The following is a 19,722-nucleotide window of genomic DNA, read 5'->3' as shown; positions in this document are numbered from 1 at the left end:
GGGGGCGGGGACTCCTTCTGGCTGGGCGGCTCGGGATCGGGCAGGTGGCTGGGCTCAGCCCCGGCGGTGTCCCAGTCTGTCCAGGAGGTCGGCGGCCCGGAGGGTCTCGGGGGCGCCGGGGCCGTAGGCCGCGCGCAGGTCAGAGTACAGCGCGAGGAGCTCGGACGAGGCGTGTTCGACATCCCCCGAGCTCAGCCGCCACATGGCGATCGCCTGGCGCAGGTCCAGGGTGTCGTCGGCGCGTTCTCCGAAGACACGGCGGAATCGTTCCAGGACGTGTTCGGCCTCCCGCAGGGCCCGGGTGGTCTCCCCCAACTGCGCCATGCAGTACACGGCCTGCTGGCGGCACAGCAGGGCCCGCGTGTCCTCCGGCCCCGCCTGTCGCTCCAGGGTGTCGGCCAGATCGGTGAACTCGGGCAGGGCGCGACCGGCGTTGTCGATGAGCATCAGGGCCGTGGCACGCAGCAGACGCAGCTCGACCACCTGGGCGGATTCGGCTCCCAGGGCCGCGGACGCCGGATCGATGACGTCGTCCAGAACTCCCACGGCCTGGGCGAAGCGTCCTTCGTCGATGAGTGCCTGGGCGTGCTGGTCGGCCTCCACCAGTTCCCCGGGTGCCAGGCCGACGATCTGCGGGGTGGGAACGGTGGTCTCCACCAGTGTGGGCGGCAGCGGCTTGGTCGGAGCGAGGACGGCCTCCCTGGGACGGGGTGGGATCGGCCGCCGGTAGGGGCGGGTGGGGTCGGGCAGGGCCCCGGGCGGAAGGGGTTTGTCGGGAGCGAGCGGTTCGGGCTGGGGAAGATACGGGACAAGCCGGTCGTAGACGTCCTGTGCCGTGGCGGGCCGGTCCTCGGGGTCCTTGGCCAGCAGGTCCAGCACGAGCCGTTCCAGGTCCTCGGGCAGGCCGTCCACGTGGGCGGAGGGCGGCAGGGGCGGGTCCTGCACGTGCGCGACCTGTAGCCGGAAGGAGGTGTAGTCGGCGGGGAACACCGGCTTTCCGGTGAGCATCTGGTAGAGGACGCAGCCCAGGGAGTACAGGTCACTGCCGGGGGTGGCGGGGGCGCCGCGTACCTGCTCGGGAGGCATGTAGGCGTAGGTCCCCAGAGGGATTCCGGTCTGGGTGAGACGGGTGACGTCGGTGCGCAGTACGGCGGCGATGCCGAAGTCCAGGACCTTCACCGTGCCGTCGTCGGCCACCATGATGTTGCCGGGCTTGAGGTCGCGGTGGACGACGGGGACCGCGTGCGCGTCGGACAGGACCGCGCACACCTGGGCGGCGACGGCGGCGGCGGTGGGGACCGGAAGCGGGGCGCTCTCGTCGATGGTGTCGGCGAGCGAGACCCCGCGCACCAGCTGCATCACCAGGTACAGGGAGCCCTCGTCCTTGTCCACGGCGGCGTCGTAGACGGAGGGCACCCCGGGGTTCTCGATCCGGGCGGTGACGCGCGCCTCCCGCTTGAACCGGTTGGCGTACTCGTCGTACAGCCGGGGGTCGGCGACCTTGTCGGGGCGGATCACCTTGACCGCGACGGGCCGGTCGAGCACAGTGTCGTAGCCGCGCCAGACCTGACCCATGCCTCCGGTGCTGATGCTGGCGACGAGTTCGTACCGGTCGGCGATCCGCTCGGGTGTGGCGCGCACCGGGCCCCAATCCGCCTCGGGCGCGGCCGGGCCCCGGCCCGACCACGCGGTTGATGTGACGTGTCCGGTGGTGATCCTACGGCCCCGAGACCGGAGCGGCCGATGGACTTTCGTCCCTTGACGGCTGCCCCGAACGTTCGTGACACGGGCCCGGTCAGGCAGTGGTGCCGCGCTGGCGGATGAGACGGTAGGCGGCCCGGCTCATGAAACCGTTCAGGCTGTTCTGAACCTCCTGGTCACCGAGGTAGACCTCGGTGAGTTCGACGTTGCTCTCATACCGCTGGATCATGGTCTCCTTCATCACCGGGTCGAACTTGTGGCGGAACGCCTCCTCGCTGTTGACGAAGGCCGCCTGCTGGAGGTCGGGCTTCGCCGCAGCGTCGAACACGCGTTCCTGGATCATGCTCATGTCCGCCTCGGTCGGAGGGCGGCCGAAGTGCCGGTTGAAGAATTCGATGATCTCCGACAGGAACATCATCTTGGGGTCGGAGGGACCACCCCCGCCATCGGAGAAACCGGGGAGTTCCTGGGCTCCTTCGGCGGTCAGGGAAAGGTCGTGTTCCCCCGTCTTGGACACGTTGACGTCGACGAGGTCGACCTTGCCGATGTCCACGCCTCCGTCCCGCCGAGGCGGAAGCTTGCGCAGCAGGAAGCGGCCGTACAGGTAGAGGCACTCCAGTTCCGGATCGGGGTAGCGCATGACCTGGGCGAGGAAGGCGTACTTGGTGACGAAGTTGTTCAGGTCGGCACGAAACTCCTCGGCCTTGGCACGCTCCTCGTCCCCGCCTTCGGCGAGCTCGGCGAACCTCTCCGCCGCCGGGGTGATGCAGCGGTTGAGCTCGGGGTGGTTCTGGATCCGGTCCGCGGTGGCGTGTTCGGTCTCCACCTCGTGAAAGGCTGCGGCGAACCCCTCCAACTCCTCCTTGACGAGGATGTTCGCCCCCTTCATGAGACGGTTCATGAGGGTGTTCAACAGGTCTGGATCGGCCTCCCCCGTCACCGCCTCCTCGTAGTAGTCCACGTAGGAGCCCTTGACGTCCTCCGCGTCGTTGACGAAGTCGAGGACGAACAGGTCGCTCTGGTTCTTGAGCCGGTGGGTGCGGTTGAGCCGTGACAGGGTCTGGACGGCCGCCACACCCTTGAGGGACTTCGCCACGAACATGGTGGTCAGGAGCGGCTGGTCGAATCCGGTCTGGTACTTCTCCGCGACGACGAGGATGCGGTACTCCTTTTTGCCGCTCCTCCCGGCGTGGGGGTCGTCCGCCCTGGTGTAGGCGAAGTTCTCCGGCAGTTCCCCCTCGGAGAACCCGTTGATGTCCTTCTCGGTCTCCTCGGTCTCACCGTCCAGTTTGAGGGAGCCGGAGAAGGCGACGAGGACTCCGGGATCAGGTGCCCCGCTGTCCTTCAGGTAGCTCTTGATCGCCTTGTGCATCCGGACCGCGGCCTCACGGGAGCTGGTGACCACCATCGCCTTGGCCCGGCCGCCCATCTGGGGGCGGGTGACGGTGTTGAAGTTCTCGATGATCACTTCGGCGTGCTGGGCCAGGGTGGAGTCGTGCAGTTGGACGAACCGGGCGAGCTGGGACCTGGCCTTGTCCGCGTCCACCTCCTGGTCGTCGGGGTTGCCGTTGAGGAGTTCGTACCAGGTCCTGTAGGTCGTGTAGTTGCGAAGCGGGTCGAGGATGAAACCCTCCTCGATGGCCTGCCGCATGGAGTAGGTGTGGAAGGGCTCGTACTTGTCGGTGGCCTGGTCGAACACACCGAACAGGTTGAGGGTCTTGTGCTTGGGGGTGGCGGTGAAGGCGAAGTAGGACAGGTTCGCGCTACGGCCCCGGTAGGCGGCCGACTTCCTCAAGGCCTCGTCGGCGCTCTCAGGGGTGTCGGGTTCATCGTCGTCGGCGTCCAGGCCCAGGTCTCGCAGGGCCTTCTTGACGTCCTTGGCCGCCTCACCGCTCTGGGAGGAGTGGGCCTCGTCGACGACGATGGCGAACCTCGCGCCCTTGATCTCGGTGGGTTCCTTGCGGAGGTAGTCCAGGAGGGCGGGGAAGGTCTGGAGAGTGACGAGGACGATGCGTTCAGAGGAGGTGGACAGCGCATCGGCGAGCTGGGCGGACTTGGACCCGCCCTTGCCCCCGATGGGGCGGACCAGGCCCTTGACCTGGGAGAATCCTCCGACGACGTCCTGCAACTGCTGGTCCAGGACGGAGCGGTCGGTGATGACGATGGTCTTGTCGAAGACCGGGGTGTCGGGCTCCACCCCCTTGGCCACCGCGGCCGGATCCATCAGGGCCGGGTCGGCGGGGGTGTGCAGTGACGACAACCGGTGCACGAGCCAGGCGATGGTGTTGGACTTGCCGGAACCGGCCGAGTGCATGACCAGGTAGTTGTGTCCGGCACCGTGCCGGGCGGCGTGGTCGACCAGGCTGCGCACGGCGTGCCACTGGTGGAATCGGGGGAAGATGACGTTCTCGCGCCTGCGGCCCCGCTCGTCCTTGTCGCGGGTGACGTGGACGAAGCGCTCCAGGAGGTCGAGCCAATTGTCGACGTCCCAGACCGTCTCCCAGAGGTAGGCGGTCCGGTATCCGGGCCCGTCGGCGGCCGGTAGGGGGTTACCGGCTCCGCCGCTGCTTCCAGGACCTTCGGAGCCGGTGTTGAACGGTAGGAACCAGGTGTCCTCGCCCGCGAGCCTGGTGGTGAGGAAGACCAAGTCGGGGTCGACCGCGAAGTGGACGAGGGCACGTTCGGCGAAGAGGAGTTCGCGGGGGTCGCGGTCGTGGACGTACTGTCGCTTGGCGTGCTCGACGTTCTGCCCGGTGAGCGGGTTCTTGAGTTCGGCGGTGGCGACGGGGAGGCCGTTGACGAACAACGCCAGGTCGAGGGACTTGCCCGCGCTACCGGGCTTCGTGCCATAGCGCAGCTGCCGGGTGACGCTGAGGCGGTTCTTGCGGTAGTTCGTGAGGGCGTGCTCGGCGAGGGTGAGCGAGGGCTTGAAGTAGGCGAGTTTGAAGTTCAGCCCCTCCACCCTGACGTGCTTACGCAGGATCTGGAGGGTGCCCTCGTCGTGGATCCGCTTGGCGAGGGTCTGGAGGAACGTCTGCTGCGCCCGCTCCTGGCTTCCCCCGCAGCGGGTGACCAGTTGGTTCCACTCCTTGATCTGGGTGGCCCCGAGGAAGGTGAAGAGCTGGGCGGTGTCCAGGCCGAGCTCTGGACGGTAGCCGTCGTTGTCGCCCCGCACCCAACCGTTCGCCAGCATCGAGGCGACGATGTTGTCCTCGAAGGTTCTCTCGTCGTAGACGGGGCTCATGACACATCAGCTCCTCGCGCGGTGGTGACGTCGATCTGACCGGTGACGGCAGCGGTGATGAGGGCCCGCTTGCGTTCTTCGAGAAGGGTGATCTGGGACTCCAGTGCGGCTCGAAGGCGTGAGGCTCCCTCCAAATCTCTGTTCACATCAATGACCGCTGACCTCTGCTCTCCCAAAGCGGGTAGGGGAATGGGGAACGACTTCACTTTGCTACTGCTCGTCGAGGCCAGGTTGGTGCTCTTGACCCCTGTCGCCTCGAAATAGCATCGCCCATGCACCGAACGAGTCAGCAAGGCCAGGTACTCGGCATCCAACCGGCTCGGATCCGGCCTCAGAGCGAATACGTGGTTCTGGTGCAGCGCCCCGGGAATCTCCCCCCGCCAGACCGTCCCTCGACCCAGCTTGTCGATGTCTCCTCCCTCGGTCATGAGCACGTCACCGGGGAGCAACGTGGAACGGTCCGCCACCGACTTCGGGACGGTAATACTTGTAACGGATTCCAAATCCAGGCGATCCGCCTTCACGTTCGCCACACGGAGATAGGGCCTAGTGACATCGCCTTCGGAAGGCTTACGTGACGCATCGACCGTGACGCCACCCTGAACCTGGCACACATATCCGAGCCGCACCAGGGGCACTTCCTCGCGCGGCAATGGGAGCCAAGGCCACGGAAACTCACCGGTCGCATCGCTGACGATCCCAGAAATTAGGCGTTCTGACAGCAGGCTTGACGCACGCTCTTCGAATAGCTCTAGCTGACGGCGTCGCGTCGCAATAATGCGAACAATGCGCCGCACTTCAATATCGAGAAAGTCAGCAATGCGTCGCTGCTCCTCCACCGAGGGAAGGGGAACAGGAATCCTCTTAATATCCCACTGGAAGAGATGAGGCACACCCATCCCATCCTTCATGGAGCCAATATATCCTTGAACCAAGCTAGAATTTATGACATGCCGCAGGAACCTCCCATCAACTCCAAATGGTCGAATTACTGCAATTGACCCGTTCACTGTTGCCGCCCGCGGAAGATGGCGAACAACATTGCAAATACCCAGGGTATTCCCATCTTTAGCCAGAAGCACATCCCCCACCGCGAGCTTAAGCGCCGGAGATTCCTCGTAGCGAAACTCCGAGATGTAATTGACTTTATCGAAGTCAATATCTTCCGTCTTGATGTTTGGAGTCGCCAGGAATGCATAACCTTCAGGTTGATACTCTCTGGCAGTGAGCGCCTTCCATCCGATTCTCGCATTTACGGTAGCCACACGATCAATCCTGGACAGAGTCCATGAATCAGGGATCTGCCAAATTTCATGGGTCATTCCGTCACCTCTCCCAGGAGTCGCTGAATCTCGCCCTCAAACCCCTTAAGCTCAGCGTCGATCTCCTCCAACGGACGAGGAGGCGTGTATACGTAGAAGTGCCGGGTGAAGGGAATCTCGTATCCCTTCCTCGTCTTGCTCTCGTCCACCCATGCATCGGGAACGTGCGGCAGGACCTCACGCTTCATGTAAGCGTCGATGTCCTCGTCCAGCGGGATGTTCTCGAAGTCGCGCAGCTCCGGATCCGGCTCGGTCTCGCCCTTTTTGACCTGAACCTCGCCCTCGGGATCGCGCACCGACACCACCGACCACACCGCCTTGTCCACCGGCGCTGGCGGCTTGGAGACCCCGCCCTCGGCCAGAGCCTTCCGGATCCGGTCGGCGAACTCGGTCCTGACGAACCCGGGTTCGGTGCCCACCAGTGTCCGCAGGGCGTCGAGGAGCGCCTCCTTCTGCCCGTACTCGGCGGTGGCCTTGCCCTTGTCCAAAATGGCGGACAACTCGCCGAGCGCCTCCTCAGTGACTTCGAAGCGCAGCTTCAACGGCCGTTCCACGGTGATGCGCTGATAGCCGAAGTCCTCGTTCCGGAACACCTTGATCTTGCCGTGCAGCGGGTGTTCCGAGTCGCTCGCGATGCTCAGTCCGTCGGTGTACAGCTGGGTCAACTCGGCGATCTGCTCGTCGCTGATCTGCTTGCGCTTGTCTCCGAGCGACTTGCGCATCTTCACCCAGTGCTCCCGGGCGTCGACGAGCATGACCTTGCCCTCGTGGGCCCGGTCCTTGCGGTTGCTCAGGATCCAGAAGTAGGTGGAGATCCCGGTGTTGTAGAAGAGCTGGTCCGGGAGTGCCACGATGGCCTCCAACCAGTCGTTCTCCAGGATCCACCGGCGGATCTCGGACTCACCGGATCCGGCGCCGCCGCTGAACAGCGGGGATCCGTTGAAGACGATCGCGATACGGCTGCCCTCGGTCTTCTCCCCGTCGGAGCCGACCTCGACCGGTTTCATCTTGGAGATCATGTGCTGGAGGAACAGCAGGGAACCGTCGTTGATGCGGGGAAGCCCTGCCTCGAATCGTCCGGCCCTGCCGAGGTTGTGCTCGGCCTCGACCTCCTTCTTGACCTTCTTCCACTCCACACCGAACGGCGGGTTGGCCAGCATGTAGTCGAACTTGCGGTACCGGTGCTTGTCGTCGCTGAAGGAGTTCCCGAACTTGATGTTGTCCGGCTTCTGGCCCTTGATCATCAGGTCCGATCGGCAGATCGCCCACGACTCGGCGTTCAGTTCCTGCCCGAACACGACGACGGTGGCGTCCGGATTGAGCTTCGTGATGTGGTCGTGTGCCTCGGTGAGCATGCCGCCCGTGCCGCAGGCGGGGTCCAGGATCTGCCTGATCGCACCGGGGACCCTGAGCGCTGCCTCGTCCGGGACCAACAGCAGGTTGGACATGAGCTTGATGACCTCGCGCGGCGTGAAGTGCTCACCGGCCGTCTCGTTCGAGGCCTCGGAGAACTTGCGGATGAGCTCCTCGAACACGTAGCCCATCTGCATGTTGGACACCCGGTTCGGGCTCAGGTCCAGGTCCGCGAACCTGCCCACCACCTGGTAGAGCAGTTCGGCCTCGTGCAGGCGCTGGATCTGGCGGGGGAACTCGTACTTGTCCAGGACCTCGTAGGCGTTGCTGGAGAACGCGTTGATGAAGTGCGTGAGGTTGTTCGCGGCCTGCGAGGGGTCCCCTGCGATGCTCTCCAGTGTCAGGGGGCTGGTGTTGTAGAAGCTGTGTTTGGCGGCCCGCAGGACGAACTCGTGGTGGACGGGCTTATCCTTCCACTTCTCATGCGCGGCCAGCACGTCCTTCTTGGTCGGCTCCAAGACGCAGTCCAGGCGGCGCAACACGACGAACGGCAGGATCGCCTTGCCGTACTCGGACTGCTTGTAGTCGCCGCGTAGCAGGTCCGCGACCGACCAGATGAAGCCGACCAGCTCCTGGTGCGTACTGTCGTTCACCGATGTCCTTCCAAAGGTTACCGAGGGGCGAGGGGTGTAACAGGGGTCGTTCGTCAAGTCTGGCTGATTCAGCGCGTACCCGTGCCGTCCTCCGGGAGAGCGGGGTGAGACGGCGCCAGCAGTCCCGCGCGCAGCCCGCTGGAGAGCCGCTCCCCCAGCTCTCCGGCGGCCTCGCGGGCGCGGTCGAGCTGGGTGTGGAACTCGTGGAGCTCACGGAACGCGGCGCCGTAGCGCCGCTGCTCCTCCAGGGACAGCAGCGGCACGCCCAACCTCCTCAGGTCCACACGGACGATGGTGGACCCGAACCCGGCCCTGCGCAGGTTGTCCTCGTCCTCCAGGAAACCGGCCAGGAACCAGGGGTCGAGGTGCGCCGGGTCGGGTCTGAGCAGGTGCAGGTTATCCCCTAGGAGCGCTCCCGCGTCCCCGTCCGCGGCCACCCGGGCCCGGGACGATCCGCGCCTGGCCAACGCCGCGGGGACGACCACGTCCCCGGGGCGGATCTCCACCCGCTCCCGCGCGGTCTCCCCCGCACCGGACACGGCCAGGCTCCCGCTCGGCCCTCCTCCGCCGAGTACGTCGGACAGGGTCAGCATCCGGGCCGGGGTCCCACTGTTCACCGTCTCAGCCGAGGCCGGGCCCGTCCCGGCCGAGGGCACCCGGTACACGACCAGCGCGCCGGAACGCGCGAGGTCGGCGACGGTGGTCATCCGCCACTCCCCCGCCTCCCGCGCGGACCACTTCTCCCCGGGCACGGAGGAGCTCGTGTCCTCCAGTGCCCGCAGGAGTCTTCGGCGCTCCCTGCCCGTCCACATGAGCACCTCCCGTGCGCTCACCTCGGGGGCCGCCACGGGCAGGTGGCGCTGTGGCGTCAGGTCCACGCTGTCGTCCAGCAGTTCGATCGCCGGGACCACACGGCAGAACCCGGGCACGTCCTCGACCTCGTCCGGCGCGTCGAGGAAGCCCCGCCAGGCGTCCACGACACCGCGGCTCAGCTTCTCCCACTCGACGGGGCGGCGCTCCGTCTCGTCAGGGTCCCGGCCGTCCTCCCCGTCCTCGCCACCGGCCGCGGAGTCGACGAACAGCACGCGGGGTTCAGCGGCAGCCGCCGGATCGATCTGCCGCAATACCCACAGGTGCAGTCCCACGTGCACGGGAGCCGCGGCGCCCACAGGCAGGCCGATGACGGCCCGCAGCGCGCCCCGCCGCAGCAGTTCCCGGCGGATGCGCCGTCCCGAGGGCCTGGAGGCCGCGGCCGGGGGCATGAGCACCACGGTCCGGCCGCCGGGGAGGGTGTGGGCCAGGCAGTGCTGGATCCAGGCCAGCTCGGACTCGGCGCGGGGCGGCACCCCGTAGGCCCAGCGCTCGTCGTAGGCGAGCTGCCCGACGCTCCAGTCCTTCTGGTTGAAGGGCGGGTTGCACAGCACCGCCTCGAAGAGGCGCCCCGTGTAGGCGTCGCCGGTCAGGGAATCGCCCTCGACGACCTCGCCGGGCACGTCTCCGGCCAGCAGCCCCAGCCTCGCGCGGGCCAGGTGCGCCATGGCGGTCACGACCTCTTGGCCGTGGACTCCGGCCGCACCCTCCTCCGCCGCCGCGCGGAGCAGGGTTCCGCTGCCACAGGCGGGGTCGAAGACCTCGGCTCCGCGTACACCGGCGAGTTCGGCCATGAGGCGGGACAGTGACCCAGGTGTGATGTGCGCCTTGCCACCCAGGGCGCGCAAGTAGGCGTCATGCAGGTAATCGGAGAGTTCTCGGGCTCCTTCCGGGGTCGCGGCCTCCTCGCGCAGCGTGCGAATGAGGTCGGCGCCGCCGGGCTGCGCGGCCAGCCGTTCCTCCGCCGTTCCGACGGCAGCGCCGCCGTCCCGAGACAGATGGAGCAGGGCCTCCTGGACACCGGCGACAACCTCCCCCAGGGCGCCTACGCCTCCGGCGGTCGCGCGCACCTGTTCCCAGACGCGCTCGTGGGGCGCCCGCTCGGGCAGGCGCCCGCCGCGATCGAGCCACTCCTCCACTTGGAGCCGGTCGAACAGGGCGCGGCTTCCCACGCCGCCGACCGGCTGGGGGAAGTCTCGGTGGCGTCGGCGCCAGTTGCTGACCGTGGTCCGACTCACCTGTGCGATCCGGGCGATGTCAGCCGAGGTCACGTTCTGGGTCTCCACCGCTGGGGCCCTCCTTTCCGAGGATGGGAACAGTACACCACAACAGAATGCGGGTTGACAATGTTTTCACTCATTCTCTAAGTTGACAGCATCGGCGACGCCCGCCGTGACCTCGTACCCCCTGGAGTCGGCCATGTCCATGCCCATGCCGCTGCCCTTCGAGCAGGACGAGCCTCAGGCTGGTCCGCGCAGGGTCACGTCCTCCGAGTTGCTCGACATCCGCGAAGCCGAGTGGCGCCCGCTCCTGGACGGCGTCTCCCTCGTCTCCGAGGCTCCCATCAGCCAGAGAGAGCTGAAGCAGGCCGCCAAGGCCCTGGGAACGGTCTTCACCAGCTGGCTCAACGCCGACATGCAGCCCCGGCTGCACCACTGGCCCGCGTGCACGGCGGCCGTCACGGTCGGTATCGCCACGGCCCACTACTCCGGCGGCAGACTGTGGCCCGACCTGTGGCAGCACACCGGCGTACCCCCCGCCCGGCAGGTCAACACCGTCTGGGGCAACGGGTTCCTGCGCTCCCTGGATGTGCTGGGGCTGGAACCGTTCACCGCGGACACCCAGTACAGGTACGTCGGCCCCATCGTCATGCACTCGGGCATCCCCACCTACTGCCTGCGCGACGTGTTCACCCTCATCCTGCGGCGGGTCCACGCCGACCCCGGCCTGGACGCCCACGGACTGCACCAGTGGGCCCTGGGCGGGCAGTTCCGGCTCAGGGACCTGGACAAGCCCGCGCAGCGGTTCCTGGCCTCCGGGCGCGACTACGCCCTGGAGACCATCGAACGCTGTATGCACCTGCTCGAACTCCTCCAGGACGACGCCACCGCGACCTGTCGGGAGGCCGGTCTTCCCGAGCGCTTCCACGGACCCGCCGCACAGGCCCTGGAACTCGCCGGTGTCGAGGGCACGCTGCCCGCGTGGGACCGTTCCTCCCCCACCCGGAGGCGGGCCCTTCGCCCCAGCCTTCGCCTGGACCCCTACGTGCACGGCGTCCACGTCCAACTTCCCGTTGACGAGCACGGGGAGGACGTGCGCTGGAACATCGTCACCGACGAGGAGAGCCACAGCGTCCGGCAGCGCTGGGCGGGCGGGGAACAGACCGTGTTCACCCTCTCCCGGCCGACGCGCGGCGTGTCAGTGTCCCCGCACGGCACGGACGCCTGGCAGAAGCTGACCCTGATCGACCCCGACGATCCGCTCCTGCTCTTCACCGAGGACGGCGCGCTGGTCAGCACCGGTCTGGCCCTGCCTCCCGGATCGGTCTGGGCCCTGTACCCCGGGGACCGCACGTTGGAACGCTCCTCGGGCGTCGGGGTCGACGAGATCGGGGACGCCCCCTACGGATGGCAGGGGTGGGAACTGGTCCGGCTGCACACGGAGCGCGGTTCCTGGATCGGTCTGGACGCGAGCCCTCCGCACCGGGTCCAGGGGCGCCCCCGCCCTGAGGTGGAGCTGGCCGTACCCGTCGCCGGGGTCACCACCGTGCACGGAGCCCCGGGGTACGCGGCCCCGCCCACGGTCCTGCTGCCCGAGGACGCCGGCTCGGCGACGGCCTGGGACGTGGACGTCCTGTCCGCCGACACCGGCCGCACACTGGCCCGGACCCCTGCAACCGGAGGCGGACGCGTGCGGCCCTTCGCGCAGCTCGCCTCTCCGGTCGTCGGTTCCTTCACTGTTCGGGTGCGCGGCCCGCTGGGCCGGGGCACACAGCTCCAGGTAGCCGTGGCGGAAGGGCTGGCGGTCACGCACGGTCCTCGCGTCCGGGTACTGGAACCGCGAGGGTTGGCCCCGGCTCGTTCGGAGCTGACCGCTCCGGAGGGTGTACGGGCCGAACCGGCCGTGCACGAGTTCGCTCCGGAGCAGACCTCCCATACGGCCACCGTCAGCGCGGGCACCTCCCAGCTGCCCGTCACGATCCGCCCTCCGCACCTGCGCGTCCTGGCCACCGGTGGGCACACCCCGCACTGGAGCGCCGAACCGCTGCGGCTGGACACCGAGACGCTGTCCGAGGCCGGGGACCTGCTGGTCCGGCTCCCCGAGGGTGAGAGTCCCGAGCTCCTGGGCGAACTGTGCGTGCGTGACGGCACGAAGGTGCTGCAGTGGGTACGGGCCCGCCAGGACGCCTCGGGGCGCACCGCGCGCTACCCGCTCGCCCAGATCACCGACACCGCCGCCGGACACGCGAGTCTGAACCTGGCGGTGGGTTACGCCGCCCGGGTCGTGCCCGTGGCCGCCGTCCGTCCGCGCCGTCTGGCCTCCGGCGCCCGCCACCAGGACGGGGACATCCGTTTGGAGGCCTTCCTGGGGGTGCCGGACGTGAGCGCGGCGGTGTACACACTGCACGCTCCCTGGCGTCTCCCGGAGGTGCTCTCGGTCTCCCCCGAGGGCCGGATCGCGCTGCCGGAGGACGGGCGCGTCGCGGGACCGCTGCTCGTGCTCCTGGACGTGGACGACCCCTGGGCGGTCTCCGACTGGCCCAGGTGGCCCGAGCCCGGCACCGCGAACCTGCTGCCCTGTACCGTCCCCGGACGCCCGCACGGCACGGACCCGCAGGAGGAGGTCCTGTGCCAGGCCTTCGCGAGCGGAGACCTGATCGGGGCCGTCGGTCAGGACAGCGCCGCCAACACCGCCCGGCTCTGGCGGCTCCTGGGCACGGCGGACCTGCTGCACCGCTCGGGGCTGCCGGAGGAGGCGGTGCTCGGGGCCCGCAAGGCCCTGGCAGCGCGTCCCCTGGACGCGCTGCTGACTCACCCGGACGCGGACCTGTCGCCCCAGCAGAGCGTGCACGCCCTGGTCCTCTCCGGACTCGCCGCCGCACCGCTCGGCGCGGGAGGCGATCCGGAGTGGGCGGCCGGTCTGTGGAGCCGCCTGCCCGTGGCGGCCTGTCTCGCGGGCGGTGGTGTCCTGGCCCGGTGCGACCTCGACGCCCCGGAGCCCGGGCACGCCGAGTTCCTGGAACAGATGGAGCAGCGCTGCGGGCGCGGTGCCAGGGAGATCCTGGAGCACGGCACCGATCCCTACGGCGGCACGGGGCGGTTCGACGCGGCCACCCAGAGCATGACCGCACTGTCACAGGAGCAGTTCGAGGCGCTGTGGCGGGCCGCACGAGTGGTCCCCCGGGCCCTGCTGGACGGAGACTCGCGCACCAACGCGGCCCTGGGCCTGTTCACCGTCCGCGACACGCCGGACCTTCGCCTGGTCCGCAAGCACGGCGCCGATATCGTCCACCCCGTCCTGCGCGGCCTCTCCCGGTTGGAGCAGCACTACCAGAGCACCGCGACGGCACTGGTCCGGTCGCGCTACACCCCCGCCGCCCGACCGTGGCTCAACCTGCCCGCCGTCTCCCTGGCCATGGCCGTCACCGCGCGTCTGTGCGCCCGCGGCTTCCCCCTGTTCACCTCCCTCGCCCGAGCCCAGCGCAGGACCTGGGAGTGCCTGGCCAAGGCCGCGCCCGACCTGGTGGCCACCGACATCGTCCTGGCCGAACTCACCCTCTCCGGTGCCGAGCGCACCCCCAACCGCGAGGAGCAGCCGTGACCCGGCGACTCGACCCGATCGACGTCAGCGCACAGATCAGCACCACTTACCGGCGCTACCTGCGATCGCTGCTGCCGGTGCGCGACCCCGTGCTCGCCTCGGCGTTGGACGAGCGGATCGCCTCCAGCGAGCTGCTGGCCAAGGGTCCGCTGCTGGAGGCCACCCCGCCCTACGAGACCGGCCGCACCCCCGCGGAGCTCGTTCGCGAAGGGGTTCTCTCACGCGGGTTCCTCTCGCGGAGCGGGCCCGACATCGACCTGGAACGGCCTCTGTACGTGCACCAGGAGGAGGCGATCCGCAAGGCTCGGGCGGGGCGCAACCTGGTCGTGGCCACCGGTACGGGTTCGGGCAAGACCGAGAGCTTCCTGGTCCCGATCCTCAACGAGCTGGAGCGCCAGCACGAGAGAGGCGAACTGGGCCCGGGAGTGCGGGCCGTGCTGCTCTACCCGATGAACGCGCTGGCCAACGACCAGCTCAAGCGACTGCGGAAACTACTGGCCGTCAGCCCCCACATCACCTTCGGCCGTTACACGGGTGAGACGAAGGAGAGTGAGGCCAAGGCGCTGGAGGCCTACCAGGCCCTGCACCACGGTGAGAGGGTCCTGCCCAACGAGCTGCTGAGTCGGGAGCGGATGCGCCAGAGTCCACCGCACCTGCTGCTGACCAACTACGCGATGCTCGAGTACCTGCTGCTGCGTCCAGCCGACCTGGACCTGTTCGAGGGAGCGCACGCCGGGCACTGGAAGTTCATCGCTCTGGACGAGGCGCACGTCTACGACGGTGCCAAGGCCGCCGAGATCGCCATGCTGTTGCGGCGCCTGCGCGACCGGGTCGCCCCCGACCGTCAGCTCCAGTGCATCGCCACCAGCGCCACCGTGGGCGATGACCCGCACAAGGTCATGGACTTCGCCACGAAACTGTTCCACGCGCCCTTCGAGTGGGACGATGCCGACCCCGACCGGCAGGACCTCGTGACCGCCACCCGGCGCGACACCGTCACCGAGAACACGTGGGGGCCTCTCCCCGTCCTGGAGTACCAGGCTCTGGCCGAGGCCGAGGATCCGGCCAGGGCCCTGGCCGCCGTGGCCAGACGCCACGTGATCGGCGGCGCGGACGCCTCCGCCCTCCTGGCCGGCGAACGCAGGATCCAGTACCTGCGGGTGCTCATGGCCAAGGACGGACCGCGCCCCCTGGAGGAACTGGCCGAGGAGCTCTTCACCGCGGTCCCCGGCGTCGAGGATGGCCAGGGGACACGAACCCCTGTCGAACGGACGCGGGCTCTGGCCTCGCTGGTGGCACTGGGCAGCAGGGTGTGCGACGACCGCGGGAACCCGTTGCTGTCGGCCCGTTACCACCTGTTCACCCGGGCCACGGACGGGGCCTTCACCTGCCTGGGCGAGCAGGGACCGCACGTGTCGCTGGCCCGGCACGAGGAGTGCGAGACCTGCGCGGCGCCCGCGTTCGAGCTGGGCGCCTGCAAACGCTGCGGCGACGTCTACGTGATGGGCACCCAGGTCCCCGACGGCCAGGGGCGGCGTCTGGTGCCCCAGCGCTCTCCCAGAGAGGCCGCCGAGTGGTTCTACCTGGGCACCGCACCCACCACCGTGGACGATGACGACGACACCCTGGAGGCGCCCGGCGATCACAAGGCCGAACCGCGCTTCCTGTGCACCGGCTGCGGCACGGTCTGCATCGAGGCGAACGGCCCCTGCGCGGTGTCGTGTCCGGCCCGCGCGATGCGCCCGGTGCGGGTGATCAAGAGCAAGAGCCGCAACCCCGACACCGCCCCATGCCTGCGCTGCGGTGCCCGGGGTTCCGAGACCCTGCGCCGCTTCCAGAGCGGTAATGACGCGGCCGCCGCGGTCGTGGCCACCGCGCTCTACCAGGCTCTGCCAGAGGACCCCGATGAGAAGGTGGCCGATCGGCCCGGCGGCGGGCGCAAACTCCTCACCTTCAGCGACAGCCGGCAGTCCGCGGCGTTCTTCGCCCCCTACCTGCGGAGTACCTACGAGGTGTTCCAGCGGCGCAGGCTCATCCTGGAGGCGATGGCCGACATCCACGACTCCGATCCCGACGAGCACATCGGGGTGGAGGATCTCGTCGACGCCACCGCGAAGGCGGCCAAGCGCGCCGGGTTCTTCGACCGCAAGGCCTCCAGGTACGAGCGGATCAACACCGTGTCCCCCTGGGTGCTGAGCGAGATGGTCACCACTGACGACCGCCAGTCCCTGGAGGGACGTGGACTGCTGCGCGTGGGCCTGCTGCGGCCCGAAGGCGTGCGAATCCCGCCTGCTTTCACCCAGCGCCTGGGGCTCGGCGAGGACGAGGTGTGGAACCTGTTCGGTGAGCTCGTACGGACCCTGCGCCAGCAGGGAGCGCTGACCATGCCCGAGGAGGTGGCCCCCGACGACGAGGTGTTCGCTCCCCGGCGCGGTCCCATCTTCGCGCGTCTAGAGGGTAGTGACCGCCCCCGCAAGGTCCTGAGCTGGCTGCCCACCAAGGGAGTCAACCGCAGGCTCGACTACATGCGTCGCCTTCTGGAACGGCTGGACGTGGACGAGGACCCCGCCAAGGTCCTGGAAGCGGTGTGGAAGACCCTGGCCAAAGCCGAGGACGGCTGGCTGGTCACCTCCCAGGAGCGGGGACTGGGCTCAGTCCTCCAGGTCAGCCACCGGGACCTGACAGTCGAGCTGGTCGAGCCCGGCAACGCCCCCTACCAGTGCGACGGCTGCCTGCGTCTGCACCCGGTGTCGGTGCGCGATGTGTGCCCCACCCTCAACTGCACGGGAAGCCTGGTGCTCTACGAGGTCCCCGAACCCGACAAGGACGAGGACCACTACCGGCAGCTGTACCGCACCCTCAACCCGGTCGCGCTGACCGCGCAGGAGCACACCGCCCAGTGGTCGAGCGAGAGGGCCGCCGAGATCCAACAGGACTTCGTCAAGGGCCGGGTCAACGCCCTGTCCTGCTCCACCACCTTCGAGCTGGGGGTGGACGTGGGCGAACTCCAGTCGGTGTTCATGCGCAACATGCCGCCGACCACCGCCAACTACGTGCAGCGGGCCGGACGGGCCGGACGGCGGGCCGACTCCGCCGCGCTGGTGGTCACCTACGCCCAGCGCCGCTCCCACGACATGTTCCGCTACCAGGAGCCGGAGAGGATGATCGCCGGGGAGGTGCGGGCTCCCTACGTGCCACTGGCCAACGAGCGCATCGACCGCAGGCACGCCCACTCGGTGGCGCTGGCGGCGTTCTTCCGGGAATGGCACCGGGAGACCGGCGAGTCCTGGAACACCGTCGGTGAGTTCTTCCGTCCGGAGAGAGAGGGCTCCCCCGCCCCCTACACCAGGGTCGCGGACTTCCTTTCCCCCGTCCCGGGCCACGTGACCTCCGCGCTGGAGCGCATCCTGCCTGAGGAGGTCGCCCGAAAACTGGATCTGGAGGGCGGAGCGTGGGTGTCCCACCTGCGCGAGATGCTGCGGATCCTGGGCGAGGAGGTCACAGCCGACGTCGCCGACTTCGAACAGCGGCGGCTGGAGGCGTTCGAGGCCCGCAACAGCTCCCTGGCAGCACGTTTCGAGCGCACCATCAACACCGTGACCGGGCGTTCGCTGTTGGGGTTCCTGGCCACACGCAACGTGCTGCCCAAGTACGGGTTCCCCATCGACACCGTGGAGTTGCGTACCCACCACTCCGGTGAGCCGGTCGGCCGCAGCCTGGAGCTGGCCCGCGACCTGTCCTCGGCGATCTACGAGTACGCCCCCGGCAGCTCGGTGGTCGCGGGCGGCAAGCGGTGGACGTCGGCGGGGGTGTACCGACTGCCCGGGAAGGAGCTGTTGGTCAACTACTACCGGGTGTGTGAGGGGTGCGGGCACTACGCGGAGTCCCGGGACGAGTTGGACCAGGTGTGCCCGTCGTGTTCAACCGCGTACAAGGGCGCGCCCACCAAGTACTGCGTCCCCCAGTTCGGGTTCGTCGCCAGTGCGAAGGTCGAACCCGCGGGATCGGTGCCACCCAGGATCTCCTGGCACGGGTTCACCCACGTCGTGAACCTGGCCGCCGAGCCAGAGGACCACCCCTGGAGCCTTACCGGTGGCGAGGTGCTGTGCCGGGCGGGGAGCCGAGGGGAACTGGTTGCCGTCGCCGACGGACCGAGCGGGCTCGGGTTCCTCATCTGCGACCGGTGCGGCTGGGGACAGGGGGTGGCCAGTGGTCGAAAGCCCAAGAAGCACCCCCACCCGCTCAAGGGCACTGACTGCGACGGTCCGACCCGTCGCCTGTCCCTGGCCCACCGCTACGAGACCGACATCATGGAGGTCTCCTTCGGAGGCGCCCTGGACATGGGCCGCGCGAACGACCCGGTTCGCTATTCGCTGCTGTTCGCACTGTTGGAGGGGGCTTCGTCGGCCCTGGACATCAGCCGCGACGACATCGGCGGCACGCTGTTCCGGCGTGTGGGCGGGACCATGAACCCGGTGCTGTTCGACACGGTGCCCGGCGGGGCGGGAGGCCCGGTCAGGATCGCCGCCAACTTCCCGCAGGTACTGGAGGCCGCCCACGACCGGGTGGCCGGGTGTGACTGCGGTGTGGAGACGTCCTGCTACAGCTGCCTGCGCAACTACCGTAACCAGCACTTCCACGACCGGCTGCGACGTGACGCGGCGCTGCGGGCGCTGGAGAGACTACTGGGATGACCGGTATGGCCCCGGGGTCGAGGAGACCCCCGACCCCGGGCGCGTCACGTCCGCGTTCTCAGGCGACGGCCACGGCGACGGCGAGCTGAGCGACCGCGGCGACCCCGGACACGATCGTGGCGGCGGAGACGACGGCGGGAAGGGCCCTCTTCCAGCTGGCGAAGACCTTGGCTCGGAGCTCTCCCCAACCGCCCGTGCGCACCATGAGTTTCGCCGTCTGCCACCGGTGCTGCTCGATGTGGCACCCCGGCAGCAGTCCCGGTGAGTTGTTACGGCACCGCGTCTTCTCGCCCCGGTTCCAGGCACCGCACGGCAACGGCATCTGGAAGAAGACGTAGAGGACCGAGACCGCGGAGGCGACCGCGATCCACATCGGCCCCACTTCAGGGAGAAACCATCCGAAAAGTGCGAAAAGGATGACCGCCACACCCCAGTAGCGCCAGGGGCTGCGCGTTTTCTTCTTGGCCATACCGACAATCCTTGACCGGCCGCACCGACACCATCAAGAGGCGCACATCCCAGAAATTGGCCGACACAGGACGCGAACACGGCGCGTGAAACAAACGAGGAGAGGGAAAGGCATGGCGACACATCGGTACATTATTTCCCAATATGAAAATCCTGAATTTTCGTCTATGTGTTGGATGTACCGCTCCGCCCCGTCCCTCGGCAACCCTGGCTGAAGAGCGGACCGGAGGTCCCGGCACCTGCCCGGACCGCAGCTCCGGTTTCCACCACACGAACACCTCACGAAAAACACCAGCCGCAGCACGCACACGCCCAGTGGCCTCAACCGGCCATGTGGGATTCGGCGAACAGGCACCGGGCAGAAACCCCGCGAACGCCGACGCGTAACCACGAGGTGAAGCGGTGCCCCGTTCCCCAGGGCCGTCCCCGTCCGCCAGTCGCGCCCCGTCCGATCCCCTCGCCGCCGTACGCGGCCGCGTCCTGCTGCATGTCAAGGGCACGGCCAGCGCACCGTTGGACAGGGTTTCCGCCGAATCCGCAGGTGTGGTCTTCTCCGGAAAGAACGCACAGGACAAGGCGAAGGAATTCGTCAGGGA

8 protein-coding genes are annotated in these 19,722 nt (G+C 68.3%); 2 read left to right on the top strand and 6 right to left on the bottom strand.

Annotated elements, in window-relative coordinates:
* Window positions 1-54 precede the first annotated feature (54 nt).
* The 5 genes from G011_RS0110540 to G011_RS0110520 all read right to left on the bottom strand — a co-directional run bounded on the left by G011_RS0110540 (window position 55) and on the right by G011_RS0110520 (window position 10,429).
* A complete protein-coding gene (locus tag G011_RS0110540; RefSeq protein ID WP_019608435.1) occupies window positions 55-1,641 on the bottom strand; it encodes a serine/threonine-protein kinase in 1,587 nt (528 codons plus the stop codon).
* A 154-nt stretch (window positions 1,642-1,795) separates the two neighbouring features.
* Window positions 1,796-4,945, bottom strand: a complete 3,150-nt coding sequence (locus G011_RS0110535) for a type I restriction endonuclease subunit R (RefSeq protein WP_019608434.1) — start codon at window positions 4,943-4,945, stop codon at window positions 1,796-1,798.
* Entirely contained in the window at window positions 4,942-6,267 is a 1,326-nt protein-coding gene (locus G011_RS31060) for a restriction endonuclease subunit S (RefSeq protein WP_081642948.1), read from the bottom strand. Before G011_RS31060 ends, G011_RS0110535 begins: the two co-directional genes overlap by 4 nt.
* Complete coding sequence (locus G011_RS0110525) at window positions 6,264-8,273, bottom strand: class I SAM-dependent DNA methyltransferase (RefSeq protein ID WP_019608432.1); 2,010 nt, start codon at window positions 8,271-8,273, stop codon at window positions 6,264-6,266. The genes G011_RS31060 and G011_RS0110525 overlap by 4 nt, the downstream gene beginning before the upstream one ends.
* 68 nt (window positions 8,274-8,341) lie before the next feature.
* Window positions 8,342-10,429, bottom strand: a complete 2,088-nt coding sequence (locus G011_RS0110520) for an N-6 DNA methylase (RefSeq protein ID WP_019608431.1) — start codon at window positions 10,427-10,429, stop codon at window positions 8,342-8,344.
* 106 nt (window positions 10,430-10,535) lie between these two features.
* On the opposite strand from G011_RS0110520, the gene G011_RS0110515 reads away from it, so the two are divergent.
* Window positions 10,536-13,964: a hypothetical protein gene (locus G011_RS0110515; protein WP_231391415.1), complete on the top strand. Its 3,429-nt coding sequence runs from the start codon at window positions 10,536-10,538 to the stop codon at window positions 13,962-13,964.
* Window positions 13,961-18,658 (top strand): DEAD/DEAH box helicase, encoded by a 4,698-nt coding sequence (locus G011_RS0110510; protein WP_019608429.1) that lies wholly within the window; start codon window positions 13,961-13,963, stop codon window positions 18,656-18,658. The genes G011_RS0110515 and G011_RS0110510 overlap by 4 nt, the downstream gene beginning before the upstream one ends.
* A gap of 58 nt (window positions 18,659-18,716) precedes the next feature.
* On the opposite strand, the gene G011_RS0110505 is transcribed toward G011_RS0110510, so the two are convergent.
* Window positions 18,717-19,127, bottom strand: a complete 411-nt coding sequence (locus tag G011_RS0110505; protein ID WP_019608428.1) for a hypothetical protein — start codon at window positions 19,125-19,127, stop codon at window positions 18,717-18,719.
* Window positions 19,128-19,722 lie beyond the last annotated feature (595 nt).

The sequence above is a fragment of the Nocardiopsis sp. CNS-639 genome (assembly GCF_000381685.1).
GTDB lineage: Bacteria > Actinomycetota > Actinomycetes > Streptosporangiales > Streptosporangiaceae > Nocardiopsis > Nocardiopsis dassonvillei.
The sequence above is the reverse complement of the archived record's forward strand: the minus strand, read 5'-3'. Positions and strand labels throughout refer to the sequence as shown.

Coding starts and splice junctions, on each gene's coding strand:
- G011_RS0110505 (WP_019608428.1), bottom strand. CDS start 19,127: ATGGCCAAGAAGAAAACGCGCAGCCCCTGGCGCTACTGGGGTGTGGCG.
- G011_RS31060 (WP_081642948.1), bottom strand. CDS start 6,267: ATGACCCATGAAATTTGGCAGATCCCTGATTCATGGACTCTGTCCAGG.
- G011_RS0110535 (WP_019608434.1), bottom strand. CDS start 4,945: ATGAGCCCCGTCTACGACGAGAGAACCTTCGAGGACAACATCGTCGCC.